Source organism: Asticcacaulis sp. P4_H10, from assembly GCF_056400965.1.
Map to the genome: position 1 here is coordinate 24,554 of NZ_JBFUKH010000014.1, position 17,520 is coordinate 42,073.

Below are 17,520 nucleotides of genomic sequence, written 5' to 3' on the forward strand. Positions count from 1 at the left end.
CAGTCTTGAAAGGCAATTCAGTATACGCATCGTTCACTGAAATATAGATATACATAGTGTAAACTGAACTTCAAGCGGAAAATGCCCGATCTGCCCCCACGTCCCTATGTCAGCGCCAAGCGTGATGCCGCCGCTGCCGAAAAACGCCAGAAGGTGCTGGATGCGGCTGCGCGCCTGCTGGATGGCGGACCTGCCATGCTGTCAATGGAAGCGGTCGCGAGGGCTGCCGGTGTGACACGCCTGACGGTCTACAAACAGTTCGGATCGCGGCGTGGATTGCTGGAGGCGGTGTTCGACGAGAACGCCCGGCGTGGCGGTATCATGCGCATGGCCGAAGCGATGCAGGCGGAGGTGCCGCGCGAAGGGCTAAACCACGCAATAGACGTCTTGTGTGAATTCTGGGGCGACCACATGTTTTTCGCGCAGTTGCACGATGCCGCCGCCACCGACCCGGAATTTGCCGAAGCCATTGCCGAGCGTAATGCCCGTCGCCGGATGGTTTTTGATACCCTGCTTGGCCGCATTGCGGGGCCGGAGGCCGGGCGCGCTGAGTGCAGCGACCTGATCTTCGGCCTGACCAGCATGGGGATGTTCCGGTTGCTCAGCGAGAGACGCACGCCCAATCAGGTCGCCGCCACGCTCAAAGCGACGATTGCCACGCTTCTGGACGCGAATGGGCTAAACTAACAAGCCGTCGCGCTCGGCAGGTGTCAATATGCGCCACTGGCCGGGTTTAAGGTTGCCAAGCGTCAGCTCCGCCATCTGCGAACGGTGCAGGGTTTCGACGTGGTTGCCGACGGCGGCGAACATGCGCCGGACTTGGTGATAGCGGCCTTCATAGAGCGTCAGCCGGGCAGTCATCTCACCGGTTATTTCCAGAAACGCCGGTTTAAGTGCGTCCTTCTCGCTTTCGAGCACCAGGGTGCCTGCGGCGAAAATCTCTTTATATTCAAGCTGTATCGGCCGTGCGCACGTCACTTCATATATTTTGGAAACGTGGTTTCTCGGCGAGATGATGCGGTGCAGATAATCGCCATCGTCGGTAAACAGCAGCAGTCCCGACGTGTCCGAATCGAGCCGGCCGATGGTCGATAGCACCGGCTTGCGCAGGGCAAAGCGTTCGGGCAACAACTCGTAGACAAGCTGGCCGCGGTCCTTGAGCGAACAGACATAGCCGGTCGGTTTGTTGAGTATCAGCACGACGCCGAAGTCGGGGTCGAGCGGCTTGCCGCGATAACGGATATCGTCATGCGCGATCGTGCTGTCCTCATCGATCGTGGCGCCGGCGGCATCGGTGAACTTGCCCATGCGCAGGAGCTTCTGGATCTCCTTGCGGCTGCCGTAACCGAGATTGGCGAGGTGCTTGATCAGCTTCATTTGCGCTTATTTTGCGGACCGATGGCCTGGATAATCTTGTAGCCGCCGGTGTCGGCCAGCATCTTCACCGACTTGAAGACAGCCTTGAGCGTCTCTTCGTACGGCAGGTGGCGGTTAGCGACCATGAACAGCTGGCCGCCGGATTTTAGCGCGCCAGCGGCTGCGCGAATAAAGGCCTGGCCGATATCGCTGCGGTCTTCGCGGTCGACGTGGAAGGGCGGGTTTGAGAGGATGACGTCGTATTCACCGGTGACGCCGCGGGTCACGTCAGCCCAGTGGAACTGGGCGCGGTCGCCGTAACCGGCCAGGTTCTCGCGCGCCAGATCGAGCGCGCGTTGTTCGGCTTCATAGAGGTCAATGTGAGTGAGTTTCGGGCATCGCTTGAAGGCTGCGTCGGCCAGGAAGCCGAAGCCAGCGCCCAGGTCGGCGGTGCGGCCGGACAGGTCGGTGGGCAGGTGGTCGATCAGTCTTTGCGAGCCGGCGTCGATGCGATCCCAGGCGAACAGGCCCGGGCGGCTGAGATAGCCTGCGTCATTGCGGCGTGGAGCATCGTTGCTGAGCCACGTTTCCAGTAAGTCAGAATTGACCTGGCTGCGATCGATGCGCGCCCAGAAGACGCGGCACTTGTTCTTGGACAGGCTGGTGACGTTGCCAGCCAGGGCTTCCAGCTCGGTCTCGAACGTCTTGGCGCCCTGGGTATTGGACTGCGACGCCATGACGATGCCGCCATCGCGCGTCGCCTTGATGGCCTGGGCCAGCAGGGCGCGGTTTTCGTCGCGCTGGCGCTGGGGCGAGACGAGGGTCAGGCCAAAGGTGCGCGCATCACCAGGCTCGCGGACGGTGAAGCCTGAACGAACCAGGGCGTCGTGCGTCGGCCGGAAGCTTTGTTCGCAGACGATTTGGGCGACGGGCAGGGACGGGAAGCCGGTTCGCGCGCGCAGGAACAGGGCGCCGTCTTCGGGCAGGGTGATGCTGCCGTCTTCGATGGGCAACAGCAGGGTTTCATAAATCGGATCATTCATCGGCCGGGCTTGTGACACACAAGCGCGGAAAAGGCAAAGTAAGTCCTTCTCCCTGCTTGCGGGGTATAGCGCCAGCGAAAGTATAGCTTTCGCCAGCGCTGGGTGGTCCAACTCGCTGGACCGGATGAGGGGCATTCCGACTTTTCAGCGCGCGGCAACTTTGGTTGCCCCTCATCCTCGCCCTCTCCCCGCTAGCGGGGAGAGGGGATTAGAAGCGATACACTCGCGCTTCCCAGCCGCGCAAATGAGTAGTGGTGTCGTTGTAATTGCTGAACGCGACCTCATCCGGCAACTCACACACCTGCGTCTCGGCGGAGAAGTTCAGTGCCACGACAAAGCCCTTGCCGTCGATCGTCCGCTCATAGACGAACAGATGCGGATGATCCGGCATCCGGTCGCGGAAATCGCCGTAGATCAGGGCGGGCTCAGCATGGCGCAGGGCGATCAGGCGGGCGAACGCGTCATAGAGGTCGCGTGAGGTCTGCGCGTTGACCTGGCTGTAATCCGGATTGACCGCCAGCCATGGCGTGCCCGTCGTAAATCCACCGTTTGGCGCATCCGACCACTGCATCGGCGTGCGGGCATGATCGCGGCTGACCTTGTTCTGGTTGAACAGAAAAGCCTCGGGCGTCACGCGGCCGCTATCGACCTCCGCGCGCCAGGCGGCCTTGGTCCACAGGTCATCGAACTGCTCAGGCGCCGTGAATGGAAAGTTGGTCATGCCGATCTCGTCGCCCTGGTACATGAAGGGCGTACCCTTCATGGTCAGCAACAGTGTTGCCATGACCTGGGCTGATTTAATCCGCCATTGTGGGCTGTCGTCGCCATAGCGCGACACGACGCGCGGGTTGTCGTGGTTGGAAAAGAAGACGGTCGGCCAGCAATGCTTGTCGAGCGCCGCTTCATGGCGGGTAAAGATGCGTTTCAGGTCGGGCAGGGGCCACTTTTTCCACTTCCCGTCAGGCCCGCGATCGACTTCGACCGTATCGAACTGGAAGATCATGTCCAGTTCGCCGCGCCGTTCGTCGACCAGCAGGGGCGTCTGGTCCAGAGTCACGCCAAACGCCTCACCCACCGTCATGGTGTCGTAGGGCGCCAGCGCTTCCCGACGCATTTCCTGCAGATATTCATGAAGCTTCGGGCCAGTCGTATAAGCGAACTGCGGCTTGGCCTGTTGATCTGCAAGGAGATCCTTGAATTCCTGATCTTTGGAAATGAAAGGAATGACGTCCATGCGGAAACCGTCAACGCCCTTGTCGAGCCAGAAGCGCATCAGGTCGTGGACTTCATGGCGGACCGCCGGGTTCTCCCAGTTGAGATCGGGCTGCTTGCTGGCAAAGAGGTGCAGGTACCAGTCGTCGCCGTCTCGCGTCCACGCCGGGCCCAGGAAGATCGAGGCCCAGTTGTTGGGGGGCTGGTCGCCGTGTCCTGGCCGCCAGATATAGTAGTCGCGATAGGGGTTATCCCGGCCCTTGCGGCTTTCGGCGAACCAGATGTGCTCGTCGCTGGAATGGTTGACCACCAGGTCGATGATCAGCTTTATGCCGCTGGCGTGGATGGCGCCGAGCAGCGCATCGAAATCAGCCATGGTGCCGAACTCGGCCATCACGCTGCGATAATCGCGGATGTCGTAGCCATTGTCAGCATTGGGCGAGTCGAAATGCGGGCTCAGCCAGATAACATCGACGCCCAGGCCCTGGATGTGCGGCAATTTCTCAAGAATGCCGCGCAGGTCGCCTATGCCGTCGCCATTGCTGTCGCAGAAGGAGCGCGGATAGATCTGATAGACGACCGCTTCCTTCCACCAGCGCCGGCTGTAGCCGTTGAGTGTGTCGGGCACAGGTGACCTCCGCTGTTATTGCGGATGAGTCTGGCTCCATTTGGCATAGGCGTCCAGCGCCTTTTGCGGCGTCGTATTGTACCACGAATAGCCGCGGCGGCGTTCCTGGCTGATCTCACTGACCGTGTCGTGGATCGACTTGTCGCGGTCGCCGAAAATCGGCTTGCCGGTCTTGAGGTCGTAATAACGTGACCACAGAAGCGGCGCGCCCGGCTGGGCCTGCAGCACGCGGTCATCCGGAATCTTGACCCAGGCGACATCCTTGAGGGCTGCGGCCTTGAGCCAGGCGACTCCGGCGTGCACCGAGGCGACGATGGGCGGCGATGGATTTTTGATCTGCATCAGGTAGACCAGCAGACCGGCGCTCTCACTGCTCGACAGCGAGGGCGGCTCAAAATTGCGCGCCGAAGTTGGCTCGAGGGTGAGGGCGTCGTGTTGCTGCCCCCACACGGTCAGCTTGCCGTCGATGCGGACCTGGCTGGCGAGGATGCATTCGACGGCGCGTTCGACCGCCATGCCGGCGCGATCGCGAAGACCCTGTGGCACGAAGGCGAAACCATTGCGGCCTTCGGCGGCGAAGGTCAGGACCTCAGTCACATCCCCTAAGGCGTCATCATTATAGGTGACCGCGTCGTGATAGCCGCCCTGCAGCGGGAAGACCTGCGGCCAGCCGCCATTGGGAAACTGCGCCGTCAGCATGTATTCAAGCCCGCGCAAAGCGGCCTTGCGATAGGCATCGCCGTCGGCGCCCGGATTGGCGGCTGCGATCAGCGCCAGGTATTTCAGCTCGGTCGTCGTGGCGCCATTGTCGAAGGTGCCGACATAGTTCCAGTTGCCTTCGGCCGGGGCGTCATTGTCGCCGGGCTTCAAAAAGGCCGAAACATTGTCACCGGTGTAGGACTGGCCGCGTTCACGCACGGGTACGTCGCGCAGCATGTTCTTGCCCCAGCCCCCGGCCGGCGTCTGGAAGCTGACGATCGTGTCGGCGACGCGACGGGCATCCGGCGTGGCGTACCACGCGTCCGGATTTTTCAGTGGCATCGTCTTGGCGCTGTCACCGTGGGGCGACGGCTTGGGCAGGGTCGCCAGGCCTTCGCGCTCGGCGGCGAGCGCGGCCTTATCTGCCGCTTCAAGGGTAGTTGACGTCTTGATGTAGCGCGCCCAGGCGCCGCGGCTGGCCTCGGGCAGGGTCGCAATGCGCTCAGCCGTCAGGGGCAAGGATGGCACGTTCTGGCCAATCACCTCGGCAAGGGCCGGGCTGCTGAGAAGCGCCGCCGAAAGGACAAAAGTGGTAAGGAGCGTACGCGAAATCATGTCTGTATTCCCTGTTTGCGGCGACCTTGCCATGAGGCAGACGGCAGGGCAAGTCACTTTGACACCGGTGGCATTTGAAAATTCTCTTGCACGGAAGATGCAAAATACGCATATAGGCCGTGAGACGGTGCGGGCGGAGGCCTCGCCAACCTGGTCAGGGCCGGAAGGCAGCAGCCACAACGAATTCACCTTCGGGTCGCACCGTCTCACCTTGATACCGCTCAGATGTCGCGGACAACGATTCCCCCGAAATCAGATATCGCCCTCGACACTGAGGAAGCTGCGCGTCTCACCGTGAAGCCGCACGGCCGTCAGTACGCCGTTGAAGTAGATGCCGGTATCCACTCCAACTCGCCACGGCGTGTTGGACGGTTCGTCTTCCGGCGTGTGGCCATGGACGACGACATAGTCGCAGGCCTTCTCGGCGCGCAGGAAGCGGCCGCGAATATACATCCATGTTTCCGGCCCTTGTTCCGTCAGCAGCCTGTCGGGATCGACGCCAGCGTGGACAAACAGATAGTCGTCGGCCTGATAAATCGCCGGTAGCCGCTCCAGCATGGCGCGGTGGGCCGGAACGATAGTGGCCGCAAACGCTACGCTGACTTCTTGCCAAGTCTCAATCGTGTTGGTGAGGAACGGCATGGCGACGCCATAGCTGGCGAGTGTCGCGGCGCCGCCCCAGGTGCGCCAGGTATCACCGAATTCCGGTTCATCGAGAAAGCGCAACAAGGCATCTTCGTGATTGCCCTTCAGCGCGACCAGGTCGCACCACGGCGCGGCTTCCAGGCGAAGAATGCGCTCCAGGACCTGCCTGGATGCTGGTCCCCGATCGATATAGTCGCCCAGGAGCACGATGCGCGGCTTTTCACCGGTCTGCTCGGCATCGATGCGAATGCGATCGATCAGGCGCTCGAAATGGCTGTCGTAACCATGAATGTCGCCGATGGCGTAGGTGAGGCGGGAAATACGGGAAGGCATGACCCTAATGTAGGGTGGTGATCGCGCGATGCGAACCCGCTTTGGTAAATAAAGCCAACCTGTTGCCGCTTACCGCACCGTGCTTTTGTTCAACTGACAGGCGAGGACTTAAGGCCGCGTTAAGCATAACGCGGGTACATAAGTGCACAGTCGCACCGATCATCTCGCCCCAGGCGCAGTGGCCGGAAGGGGGCGCCTTGCGGTTGGAGTAAGAGTATGAATTTGCGCACGAAATTTGTCGGCCTTGGCGCCACCTGTGCCTGCCTGGTCATGGCGGTCGTCGGCGTCAACTGGCATTCGTCGAACCTGACCGAAGCACATTTCAAGCAGTCCTCAACCATTACCGCCATTACGCAAAGGCACATGGAAGGCGACATGATGCACGACGCCATGCGCGCCGACGTGCTGGGCGCCATGGTTGCGCAAACGGCCGGAGATGCCGAAGGCGTCGCCGCCGCGCAAAAGGATTTTGAAGCCCATGCTGCCAATTTTCGCAGCAATCTCGAAAAGAACCGCGCCGAGAACCTGCCGCCCGGCCTGAAAAAGAGCTTTGACACCAGCCTCCAGGGAATTGAGGCCTACAAGGCCGCCGGAGAGACGGCCATGGCTGGCATTGTCGCCGGCAATGGCGTAGGGGCTGTGGCAGAGTTCATACCCCACTTCACCCAACTGGAAGGCGGCCTTGAGTCGCTGTCCAACGAAATCGACGGCTGGATGAAAAAGGCGGATGCCGACGCCGTCGCGGCCAGCGCGCAGATGCAACTGATCGTCAGCATTCTCTCCGCCCTGGCGATCTTCGGAGTCGTGCTGATGGCGTGGCTGCTGTGGCGCGATATTCTGAAGCCACTGAACGCCATGGCCGGAACCATTACCTCCATCGCCAGGGGTGACACGGACATCGACATCGACTATCTGCGCCGGCGCGACGAAATAGGCATACTGGCGCGCGCGACCGAGACCCTGCGCGGCAATGCGCGTGAGGCCTTCATGGTCAACCAGATGGTCCAGAGTATGCCGACCTCGGTCATGTCGGTCGACGTGCGCGACAATCTGCGCGTCAACTATGCCAACACGTCGACCATGGACCTGCTGCAGCGTCTAGAGGCGTATATGCCGATCAAGGGCGGTCAAATCGTCGGCCAGTCCATCGACGTCTTCCATAACCATCCGGAACATCAGCGCCGCCTTCTGAGTGATCCAAAGAACCTGCCGCACCGGGCCAAGATCACTCTTGGCCCGGAATCGATCGACCTGCAGATTTCGGCCGTCCGCGACCAGAAGGGCGAGTATGTCGCCGCCATGCTGGTCTGGGACGTGGTGACGGCCAAGACGCACCTGGCACACGAGTTCGAAAACAACGTCCAGCACGTTGTATCGGGCCTGGCGGCGTCCGCCGAAGAGCTTTCGCGCGTCGCATCAAACATGACTGACGAACTGAAGCGCAGCGCCGGCCTGGCCGTATCGGCTTCGTCAGCGGCTAGCCACGCGACGTCGAACGTCCATACGGTAGCCGCAGCCGCCGAAGAGATGTCAGCCTCGATCCGCGAAATCTCCAGCCAGATCCAGGTGACCAACGACCTGGTGCGCGAGTCCTATACCAAGGTCCAGAACGCCGACCTTTTGGCGCAGAAGCTGGCCAAGGCGTCAGAACGGGTTAATGAAGTCACGGCCGTTATCGCCGGTATCTCCAGCCAGATCAATCTTCTGGCGCTCAATGCGACGATCGAGTCGGCGCGTGCCGGCGACGCCGGGCGCGGTTTTGCGGTCGTGGCCGGTGAGGTCAAGAACCTTGCCAACCAGACCAACCGCTCGATCGGCGAAATCAACAGCGTGATCGAAGAGATGCGGCTGGCATCCGGCGACATTATCGGCGCCCTGTCGGACATCAAGACCTCCGTCGACAACATCACTCAGGCGACAACCTCGGTCGCTTCGGCGGTCGAAGAACAGTCGGCGACGACCCAGGACATCGCGCGCAACATGGCATTGGCCGCTGAAGGCACGCAGATGATCAGCGATAACCTGCAAGACGTATCGAACGTGACGACGGAAAGCGGCGATGCCTCGGCCCAGCTCTATGGCTCGTCGCAGGACCTGTCCGAGCAGGCGAATGTCTTGCGTGGCCGCGTGGCGGACTTCCTGACCAAGATGAACGGCGTGACCGAGGCTGCCTGATTAGCGGCTGGCGCGGCAGGCGGCGCGCAGGCGAGTGACCTCGGCGTTATAACCGTTGAGCAGGGCGCGCTTCTCGCGCACCGACCCGTTGCGATAGGCCGAGCTGCCGGTGATCGGCCGCAGGGCGTCAGCAAGGCAGGCGCGATAGGTGTCTGACGCCGGCGCTTTTGCCAGAACCGGGACCGGCAGGGCGAGCAGGGCGACAAGTCCGAGGGCAAAGAGTTTCATAATAGCACGCGTTCCATAAAGATACGTGTCGACCGGCAAGAACCGGGCCGACGTTTACTGCTGGTTAAGCATGCCCGTGAACCTTAATATAGCAAGGTTATGTTACGTTCGAAGCAAGTAGAATGCTGGGAATCTGTAACATGGCGCGTATCTGTGGTAACAATATACTGGTAAGAAGTCTGGCCATTTGTTTGGCTCTTGGCTTCGCCGCGCCGGCTTGTGCCGAGACGGCCTTCGATGCTGTCCTGACCACGGATCTATTGTCCAATACCCAGGGCGGACTGCGCGAAGGCACGCGCGTCATGGCTAATCTCGACCTGTCGGCGGCATGGACCGGCGACACTGGCTGGGAAGCGTTCGGCTATGTGCTGGCCGATGCAGGCGGCGGCTTCTCCGAAACCTATAGCGGCGACGCCCAGGTGGTTTCCAATATCGATGCGCCTCCAGGCGTACGCCTGTTCGAAGCCTGGGTACGCAAGACCTCGGCCGACGAGCGCTTCGTGCTGACCGCAGGCATCGTCAACCTCAATGGCATATTCGACGTCCAGGAAGCCGGTGGGCTGTTTCTCAACGCGTCGCATGGCATTGGCGCCGAGTACGCCCAGTCCGGGCCGTCCATCTTCCCGATATCGGGGTTGGGCGCAGTCGCCGAATGGCGCGTGACTGACGAGACCCGCTTGCGCGCTGGCGTCTTCGATGGCGTGCCGGGCGATCCTGGCAATCTTAAACGCTTTGTCGCCCTGCGCTTCGACAAGGGCGATGGTGTGCACTGGGTCGCCGAACTGGAACACAACTTCCCGCGCGGCTATGTCAAGCTGGGCGCGTGGTCGTGCAGCGCACTGGCCGACCGTCTCGACGGGCAGGGTCAGACAAAGGGCAATGACGGCGCCTATGCCCAGATCAAGTATGACTTTATCCGGGAAGCAGGAGACGACGGCCAGGGGCTGTCAGGCTGGCTGCGCGCGGGCCAGGCCAATCCCGACATCCATGCCGTGGAAACCTATGCCGGCGGCGGGCTGGTCTATACAGGGCCGTTGGCCGGCCGCGATTCCGACGCCGTGGGCATTTCGATCGCCCACGCACGCTTTGGCCGTCCCTATGCCGACAGCCTGGGTGTCGATCTCGAACCCGAGACGATCGTCGAGCTGAGCTATCGCTTTGAGATCCGCAGCGGGTTCTCGGTCCAGCCGGACGTGCAATATATCCGCAACCCGTCGGGTGATCCGTCGGTCAAGGACGCGGCGGTCGCTGGCGTGCGCTTCCGCTTGGGGCTGGAAGCCTTGTAACCTGCCCTTGTCGGCGGGCGACTGATGAAACATATAGGTAGGTGTCGCAGCCTGCGGCAACGGAACCGTGGACAACCGGTTAGCCGGTTGCCGGCGAATCGCGCTTTATGGCTGTTAAACTGTGTGTTTCCGACTATAAATCGCCCATGTCCGATAGTCCCGACCTTGATGATCCTTTTGCTGACGCCGCCATCGAAGACGCGCGCGACGATTTGACGGCGGATATTTTCGGCGAGTCGACGCCGGTGCCCAATGCGCCGGCGCAGACGACGGCCAAGTCGGAATCCTACACCGTCCTGGCGCGCAAATACCGGCCGCGCACCTTCGAGGACCTTATCGGTCAGGAGGCCATGGTTCGGACGCTGACCAATGCCTTTGCCTCCAACCGCATCGCCCACGCCTTCATGCTGACCGGCGTGCGCGGAGTGGGTAAGACGACGACCGCCCGTCTCCTGGCGCGCGCGCTCAATTATGACACCGACACCGTCCATCAGCCGAGCGTCGAGCTCAAAGTCATGGGCCGCCACGACCAGGCGATCATCGATGGCCGCCATATCGACGTACTCGAACTGGATGCTGCCTCGCGGACCGGCGTCGACGCCATGCGCGAACTGCTGGAATCGGTGCGCTATGCGCCTGTCGAGGCGCGCTACAAGGTCTACGTCATCGACGAAGTCCACATGCTGTCGACCGGCGCCTTCAACGCGCTGCTGAAGACGCTGGAAGAGCCGCCACCCCACGCCAAGTTCATCTTTGCGACGACGGAAATCCGCAAGGTTCCGGTGACCATCCTGTCGCGGTGCCAGCGTTTCGACCTGCGCCGCGTCGAGCCCGAAACCTTGATGCCGCATCTGGAAAAGATCTGCGGTCTGGAAGGCGTCAAGATCGAACCCGATGCCCTGGCCCTGATCGCCCGGGCCGCCGAAGGCTCGGTGCGCGACTCGCTGTCCCTGCTGGATCAGGCCCTGGTCCAGGGCAATCCGGGCGAGACGGTCGGTACGGAATCGGTGCGTGACATGCTGGGCCTGGCCGATCGCTCGGCGACGCTGGGGCTGTTCGAAAACGTTATTTCCGGCCAGATGAGCGAAGCCCTGCTGGCCTTCCGCACGCTTTATGGTTTTGGCGCCGATCCGGTCCAGTTGATGGGTGACCTGCTCGAATATTGCCACGCCGCCTCGGTGGCCAAGGTGCTGGGCGCCGACGCCACGCGCCTGCCCAAGGCCCAGGCCATGCGGATCACGGCCCTGGGCTCGCAGCTGTCAGCAGGGACCCTTTCGCGGCTGTGGACCCTGATGCTCAAGGCGTTCGAGGAACTGCGCCGCGCGCCGGACACCAGTGCGGCTTTCGAGATGGCGCTGGTGCGCATGTGCTACGCCTCCGACCTGCCCGGGCCCGAAGTCCTGATGAAGCGCCTGCAATCGGGCGAGCCCCTGGTCGGTGGACCGGGCGGTGGCGGTGGCATGCCGCAGGGCACGCAGATGCGCGGTTCGGCGATGGTCCGTCCGGCGCCGGCGCCCGTAGAAGTGCCCAATCCGCAGACCTTCGCCGAAGTGCTGAGGATGATCGAGGACAAGCGCGATATCGGCCTGCGCGTCGATGTCGAGCGCTATGTCCGGCTGGTCTCGTTCCGGCCGGGTGCGATTACCTTCGAACCGGCGCCCAATGCGCCGATCGACCTGGTCCGCAAGCTCAGCATGAAGCTGAAGGAGTGGACGGGCCAGCGTTGGCTGATCGCCACCGAAGGGCAGGGCGGCGCCGAAACCGTCTATGAGCGCGACCAGCGCGAAACCGCTGCGGCCAAGGCCAAGATCCTGGAAAGTCCGTTCGTGGCGACACTGCTTTCGACCTTCCCGGGGGCGGAGATCACCGCGATCCGCGCCCGCATTAAACCCATGGCGCCCGATGTTACGGTGGCTCCTGACGAAAACGACGACGAAGACAAGGATGATGAGTGATGGATTTCCAGGCATTGATGAAGCAGGCACAAAAGGTCCAGCAGCAGTTCGCTGAGGCCCAGACCAAGATGCACGAAAGCGTCGTATCGGGCGCTTCGGGCGCCGGACTGGTGGCGATCGAGGTCAAGGGCACGGGCGAAATCGCCACGCTCAAGATCGATGACAGCCTGATGAAGGAAGGCGATTCCGAAGTGCTGGCCGACCTGATTATGGCGGCGCACAAGGACGCGCAGAAGAAGCTGGACGAACTGAACCAGAAGCTTATGGCCGAAGCCGCCGGTCCGCTGGGCGCCAATGGCGGCCTGCCCAATATGCCGAAGTTTTTCTAAGTCCTATCTCATACCTCCCTGGCTTTGCCGGGGAGGGGGACCGCACGACGCGCGAAGCGCTAGATGCGGTGGTGGGGCTTCTTACTTCCTTTGCACAGAGACCCAATGGCCGGAGCCGGACCTGAAATCGAACGCCTCATGGCGCTGCTGGCCAAGCTTCCTGGCCTCGGGCAGCGCTCGGCCCGGCGCGCGGCGCTGGCGCTGCTGAAGCGTCGCGAACAACTCCTGCTGCCGCTGACCGCCGCCATGCAGGATGCTGCCGACAAGGTGACGACCTGCCGCATCTGCGGATCGCTGTCGACGCAGGACCCTTGCGCCATATGCTCGGATCCGGCGCGCGACCGCGCCATGATCTGCGTCGTCGAAGAAGACAGTTCCTTGTGGGCCATGGAGCGCGTCGGCGCCTTTTCCGGCCGCTATCACGTGCTGGGAGGGCTGCTGTCGGCGCTCGATGGTGTCCGGCCCGAAGATCTGCGCATGGAAGGGCTGATCGAACGCATCAAGGCCGGGGGGATCACCGAGATCGTCATGGCATTGCCCGCGACCGTCGAAGGCCAGACGACAGCGCACTATATTGCCGACCGCCTGAAATACCATGACAACAGCCTGACGATCTCGCATCTGGCGCGCGGCGTGCCGGTCGGCGGCGACCTTGACTGGCTCGATGATGGGACTATAGCGCACGCCTTCCGCTCTCGCCGGTAAAAGTCCCACCTTTTGGCGATCTGCGTCGCAGTCGTTGCTTGCAGGTATTATCAATACCTACTGCGCTAGCCGGCTAGCATCTCATCCAAAATCTGGGCTTTTACACGGCGAGAGTCGCGCGCGTGGCCCATTTAAGACCGGCTCAATCTCTGCTGCCGCACAATAATCTGATCCAGCACCTGCAGGAATTTCGAGCGGTCGGCATTGGCGAACGGCGGCGGGCCGCCGGTGATCTCACCGGTCGAGCGGATATGTTCCATGATCGATCGGTGCGCCAGGGCGGCGCCGATGGAGTCAGGTGTAAAGGCCCGGCCATTGGGCGCCAAGGCGTGGGCACCTTTTTCCAGCACGCGGCCAGCCAGCGGAATGTCGTTGGTAATCACCACATCGCCAGCAACGGCGTTTTCGGCAATCCAGTCATCGGCAATGTCCGGGCCGGCATCGACGATCATGCGCGCGATCAGCGGTGATTTCGGGATCTGGATAAAGCTGTTCGATACAACGAAGGTCTGGAGCTTGTAGCGCTCCGCCACCTTGTAGGTTTCGTCCTTCACCGGACAGGCATCGGCATCAATATAGAGGGTTATGGTCATGGGCCATGATACGCTAGGGCTTGCGGCAATTCCAGACCATCCGCCTCTTGAAACGCGACGAAGATACGCCATATACCATCCATGTGGATGGCGGGAGGATGGTTATGGACGGTCTGCGCAAAAAGACGAATGTGCCGGATAGCGAGAAGGTTACGATCAACCTCGGCTACGTTGATCTTGGTCATATCGACCTGCTGGTTCAGGAAGGCTTCTACTCTAACCGTACGGACTTTATCCGTACGGCGATCCGCAACCAGCTCGATCGTCATACCGAGGCCGTGCGGCAATCGCTGTCACGGCGGCAACTGGATCTCGGCCTGCGCCGGTTTACCCGCCGCGATCTCGAAGCCGTGCGCGCGGCGGGCGACACCCTGACCATCCAGGTGCTTGGTCTTGCGACCATTGACCCCGACGTCACGCCGGACCTGGCACGCGCGACGATTGCTTCTATTCACGTTCTTGGCGCCCTTCAGGCCAGCGCCGAAGTCAAGGCCGCCCTGGCCGACCGGACCGTCTGATCCTTACCTTGTACTGGAGTACGCGTATGAAACTGCCCCTAAATATCAACATGGCGGAAGCCACACGCCTGACGCAACTCGGCAAGCTGAAGGAAGCCATGGCCGTGCTGTCCGGTAACCCCTTACCGGAAGTAAAAACGCCAGAGAAGGCTGACGGTGTCATCGATATGACGCCACCTGCGGACGGCAATAGCGTCTGGACGGCGGCATCGGCAGGGACAGTTCCGCCTAAGCCGCTCGACGGCCTGATGGATCGCTTGAATGCGCACCTGCCCAAGGGCGGGTTCGGTTCCATGGGCGGGCATGTGGCGAAGCTGGCCATACCCGATGGCGCATCGTTCGAAAGCCACGTATTTGCCAATGCCGCCGGCCAGCGACCGTACAAGCTCTATATCCCTGCTGGGCACAAAGGGGAAAGGCTGCCGCTTGTCGTCATGCTGCACGGCTGCACCCAGTCGCCGGAGGATTTTGCCGCCGGCACACGCATGAACGAACTGGCGGAGGAATTGGGCTTTTTCGTCGCCTATCCGGGCCAGACCCAGGGCGCCAATGCGCAGAAATGCTGGAACTGGTTCAATACCGGCGACCAGAAGCGCGATCAGGGAGAGCCCGCCATCATCGCCGGCCTGACGCGGGAGATCATGCAAACACATGCCGTCGATCCGGATCGTGTCTTCGTCGCGGGATTGTCGGCCGGCGGCGCCGCAGCCGCGATCATGGGCGCGTCATATCCTGAACTGTTCGCGGCGATTGGCGTGCACTCGGGCCTGGCCTGTGGTGCAGCCAAGGACATGCCGTCGGCCTTCGGCGCCATGAGCAAGGGCGCCAGCGGTGTCCGCGCCAATGGCAGGTTGGTGCCGGCGATTGTATTTCATGGCGACGGCGACACGACGGTTCATGCCATCAATGGCGCCCAAGTCATCAACCAGGCGCGCTCGCGGACAAAACTGCGGATCACAGCGTCGCACGGCACCTCGGCGGGCGGCATTCGCTACAGCCGCACGATCGAGACGGACGGCACCGGCACACCTGTGCTCGAACACTGGGTGCTGCATGGGGCGGGACACGCATGGTCGGGCGGTAGCGCGGCCGGATCATACACCGACCCACGCGGCCCCGACGCCAGCCGCGAGATGATCCGCTTCTTTCTGGATCAAAAGCGGGCGGGGTGAGGGCAGGCGCCTATGCGGCCGCTTTGGCTTCCTGCTTTTCGCGCTGGCGCATCAACAGGAAGATGATCAGGCAGGCGACGAAGCGGCTGGCGATGGCGGCGGCGAACGACCACGGATTGAAGATGCCGGGGATCGACTGGCTGGCGATCGCCAGGAAGACCGCCGCATCGATCGGGGCGCTGATGGCGGTCGAGATGAACACCCGGCGCGACAAAGGGATTTTCAGAAAGGTGAACAGCGCCCAGTCGATCAGTTCGCTGATCAGGAAGGCGCAGGTCGAGGCGAACGCCACTGTTGGATCCGACGTCATGTAGGACAGGATCAGGCCTATCCCTAAGAACAGGAAGATATAGTGGCCGACCTCGCGTTGTGCGAAGTCGCGCACCACCAGGGTCAGGCCGGTCACGACCGTCAACGGGTGCCAATCCCCGCCCGTCGGCAGGGGCACGGTCTGGATCTTGTCGAACCCCCAGTTCACGAACGGAATGCAGGCGAGATAGAGGTAGGTCCACGGTGTCTTTGCCGTGAAAACGCGTTTTATAAACGTGTTGAAATCCATCGCCTGATCCCTCTGCTGGCCTCAGCCTGTCATGCCTGCTTTGCACTGACAAGTCTTCGGAAATTTCGACTCGCCCAAATCCCAGAATCCGCTTATAGAACATTGCATGAACATTGAAAGCCTTGTCCTGATCCTTGTAGCGCTGGTCTTTGCGGGCCTGAGCGTGGTGATGTTTTTCGAAAACAAGCGTCTGCGCGGCCGCAATGACGAGCTGAACGACAAGCTGATCACCGGCTCCGGTGAGCTTGAGCGCCTGCGCGAACGCACGCGTAACCTCGAAGATGCGCGCTCGACCATGAGTGAGCAGTTTCAGCTGGCGTCGCACGAGGTGATGCAGAAATCGACGGATTCGCTGCTGAAACGCGCCGAGGAATCTTTCACGGCGCGCGAGCGGCTGGCGCTGGAGCGCATGGACAAGAGCCTGCAGCCGGTGTCTGAGACCCTGACGCGTTTTGAGGCGCAGGTGAAGGCGATGGAAGAGGCGCGTGCTACCGACAAGGGGGGCATGACCGAGCAGATTACCCAACTGCTGGCGGCGTCGAACGAAACGCGCGATGTAACGCAGAAGCTTGCCAATGCGCTGCGTCGCGGCGCCGGCGTGCAAGGCCGTTGGGGTGAAGAAACCCTGCGCAATGTGCTGCAAGCCGCCGGCCTGACGCGCTTCGATTTTATCGAACAGCACAATCTTGATACCGACGAGGGCCGCCGGCGTCCGGATGTTGTCGTGCGCATGCCGGGCGACAAGTCGAACGGCATTTTCGTCATTGATTCCAAGGTCAACCTGACCGCCTTCCTCGAAGCCATGGAAGCTGTGACTGACGAAGCGCGCGAAGCGGCGCAGCAACGTCACGTCAATGCGCTGCGCACCCACGTGCGCGACCTGTCGAGCAAGGTCTATTGGGACCAGTTCAAGGACCAGACTTCGCCGGATTTTGTCGCCCTGTTTATCCCGGGCGATGGTTTTCTGGCGGCGGCGCTCGACCGTTATCCCGGTCTGATGAACGAGGCGATGGACAAGAAGGTCATCATCGTCACGCCAACGACCCTGTTCGCCCTGTGCAAGGCGGTGGTCTATGGCTGGCGTGTCGAAGACCAGATGAAGAATGCCAACCAGATCGCCGAGCTGGGCCGCGAACTCTATGCCCGCCTGTCCGTCATGGGCGGTCACGTTTCAACCATGGGCGATGCCTTGGGGCGGGCGGTCGACAAGTACAATGCCTTTGTCGGTTCGCTGGAAACCAAGGTGCTGACCCAGGCGCGGCGCTTCGAAGACCTTCAGGTCGACCACGAAGGCAAGACCATCCCGGAGCAGAAGCCGGTCGATACCCAGCCGCGTACGGCGACCAAATTGCTCAGCCTCAAGAGCGATGCCGAGGTGGAAAACGAGACCGTCTGATTTCTATTGAAACATTTTGTGTGGTCGCATTTCCTGCGATCACCCGGCTTCCACTTGATCTGGAAATGCTCCA

17 protein-coding genes and 1 other RNA gene are annotated in these 17,520 nt (G+C 61.7%); 10 read left to right on the plus strand and 8 right to left on the minus strand.

The features are described from left to right. Positions 1 to 81: 81 nt before the first annotated feature. Positions 82 to 687 carry a TetR/AcrR family transcriptional regulator gene (locus tag AC1DON_RS21550; protein WP_476936890.1) on the plus strand — a complete coding sequence of 202 codons (606 nt, stop codon included), beginning with the start codon at positions 82 to 84 and terminating at the stop codon, positions 685 to 687. Here the strand turns inward: AC1DON_RS21550 and AC1DON_RS21555 are convergent. The 4 genes from AC1DON_RS21555 to pelA all read right to left on the minus strand — a co-directional run bounded on the left by AC1DON_RS21555 (position 679) and on the right by pelA (position 5,553). Further along, complete coding sequence (locus AC1DON_RS21555; protein ID WP_476936891.1) at positions 679 to 1,377, minus strand: pseudouridine synthase; 699 nt, start codon at positions 1,375 to 1,377, stop codon at positions 679 to 681. The two genes, AC1DON_RS21550 and AC1DON_RS21555, sit on opposite strands and share 9 nt — an antisense overlap. Further along, the gene (locus AC1DON_RS21560; protein WP_476936892.1) at positions 1,374 to 2,399 is read right to left on the minus strand and encodes a class I SAM-dependent methyltransferase; all 1,026 of its coding nucleotides are present in this window, start codon (positions 2,397 to 2,399) and stop codon (positions 1,374 to 1,376) included. Before AC1DON_RS21560 ends, AC1DON_RS21555 begins: the two co-directional genes overlap by 4 nt. Positions 2,400 to 2,607: 208 nt before the next feature. Next, positions 2,608 to 4,239, minus strand: coding sequence for a glycoside hydrolase family 13 protein (locus tag AC1DON_RS21565; protein ID WP_476936893.1), 1,632 nt, complete (start codon positions 4,237 to 4,239; stop codon positions 2,608 to 2,610). Between the two features lie 15 nt (positions 4,240 to 4,254). Beyond that, positions 4,255 to 5,553 (minus strand): pectate lyase, encoded by a 1,299-nt coding sequence (gene pelA, locus AC1DON_RS21570; protein ID WP_476936894.1) that lies wholly within the window; start codon positions 5,551 to 5,553, stop codon positions 4,255 to 4,257. Positions 5,554 to 5,671: 118 nt separating this feature from the next. On the opposite strand from pelA, the gene ffs reads away from it, so the two are divergent. Next, an RNA gene (ffs, locus tag AC1DON_RS21575) (signal recognition particle sRNA small type) lies at positions 5,672 to 5,767 on the plus strand. Between the two features lie 38 nt (positions 5,768 to 5,805). Here the strand turns inward: ffs and AC1DON_RS21580 are convergent. Continuing rightward, positions 5,806 to 6,531, minus strand: a complete 726-nt coding sequence (locus tag AC1DON_RS21580; protein WP_476936895.1) for a metallophosphoesterase — start codon at positions 6,529 to 6,531, stop codon at positions 5,806 to 5,808. A 216-nt stretch (positions 6,532 to 6,747) separates the two neighbouring features. Here AC1DON_RS21580 and AC1DON_RS21585 point away from each other — a divergent pair, with 216 nt between their 5' ends. Further along, positions 6,748 to 8,706, plus strand: coding sequence for a methyl-accepting chemotaxis protein (locus AC1DON_RS21585; protein ID WP_476936896.1), 1,959 nt, complete (start codon positions 6,748 to 6,750; stop codon positions 8,704 to 8,706). Here AC1DON_RS21585 and AC1DON_RS21590 read toward each other — a convergent pair whose 3' ends face one another. Beyond that, on the minus strand, positions 8,707 to 8,934 hold the full coding sequence (locus AC1DON_RS21590; protein ID WP_476936897.1) for a hypothetical protein: 228 nt from the start codon (positions 8,932 to 8,934) through the stop codon (positions 8,707 to 8,709). A gap of 140 nt (positions 8,935 to 9,074) precedes the next feature. On the opposite strand from AC1DON_RS21590, the gene AC1DON_RS21595 reads away from it, so the two are divergent. From AC1DON_RS21595 to recR, 4 genes are all read left to right on the plus strand, one after another. Then, the gene (locus AC1DON_RS21595; RefSeq protein WP_476936898.1) at positions 9,075 to 10,220 is read left to right on the plus strand and encodes a carbohydrate porin; all 1,146 of its coding nucleotides are present in this window, start codon (positions 9,075 to 9,077) and stop codon (positions 10,218 to 10,220) included. A 146-nt stretch (positions 10,221 to 10,366) separates the two neighbouring features. Next, positions 10,367 to 12,175, plus strand: coding sequence for a DNA polymerase III subunit gamma/tau (locus AC1DON_RS21600; RefSeq protein ID WP_476936899.1), 1,809 nt, complete (start codon positions 10,367 to 10,369; stop codon positions 12,173 to 12,175). Beyond that, entirely contained in the window at positions 12,175 to 12,504 is a 330-nt protein-coding gene (locus AC1DON_RS21605; RefSeq protein ID WP_476936922.1) for a YbaB/EbfC family nucleoid-associated protein, read from the plus strand. Before AC1DON_RS21600 ends, AC1DON_RS21605 begins: the two co-directional genes overlap by 1 nt. Positions 12,505 to 12,609: 105 nt before the next feature. Beyond that, a complete protein-coding gene (gene recR, locus AC1DON_RS21610) occupies positions 12,610 to 13,209 on the plus strand; it encodes a recombination mediator RecR (protein WP_476936900.1) in 600 nt (199 codons plus the stop codon). Between the two features lie 131 nt (positions 13,210 to 13,340). Here recR and AC1DON_RS21615 read toward each other — a convergent pair whose 3' ends face one another. Next, positions 13,341 to 13,802, minus strand: a complete 462-nt coding sequence (locus AC1DON_RS21615) for a YaiI/YqxD family protein (protein WP_476936901.1) — start codon at positions 13,800 to 13,802, stop codon at positions 13,341 to 13,343. A gap of 104 nt (positions 13,803 to 13,906) precedes the next feature. Between AC1DON_RS21615 and AC1DON_RS21620 the strand changes: the two genes are divergently transcribed. Continuing rightward, positions 13,907 to 14,320, plus strand: a complete 414-nt coding sequence (locus tag AC1DON_RS21620; RefSeq protein ID WP_476936902.1) for a CopG family transcriptional regulator — start codon at positions 13,907 to 13,909, stop codon at positions 14,318 to 14,320. Positions 14,321 to 14,346: 26 nt separating this feature from the next. Further along, a complete protein-coding gene (locus AC1DON_RS21625; RefSeq protein WP_476936903.1) occupies positions 14,347 to 15,492 on the plus strand; it encodes an extracellular catalytic domain type 1 short-chain-length polyhydroxyalkanoate depolymerase in 1,146 nt (381 codons plus the stop codon). 10 nt (positions 15,493 to 15,502) lie between these two features. Here the strand turns inward: AC1DON_RS21625 and AC1DON_RS21630 are convergent, their stop codons facing one another. Next, positions 15,503 to 16,051 carry a VUT family protein gene (locus AC1DON_RS21630; RefSeq protein WP_476936904.1) on the minus strand — a complete coding sequence of 183 codons (549 nt, stop codon included), beginning with the start codon at positions 16,049 to 16,051 and terminating at the stop codon, positions 15,503 to 15,505. 106 nt (positions 16,052 to 16,157) lie between these two features. On the opposite strand from AC1DON_RS21630, the gene AC1DON_RS21635 reads away from it, so the two are divergent. Further along, positions 16,158 to 17,447, plus strand: a complete 1,290-nt coding sequence (locus AC1DON_RS21635; RefSeq protein WP_476936905.1) for a DNA recombination protein RmuC — start codon at positions 16,158 to 16,160, stop codon at positions 17,445 to 17,447. The last annotated feature ends 73 nt before the right edge of the window (positions 17,448 to 17,520 follow it).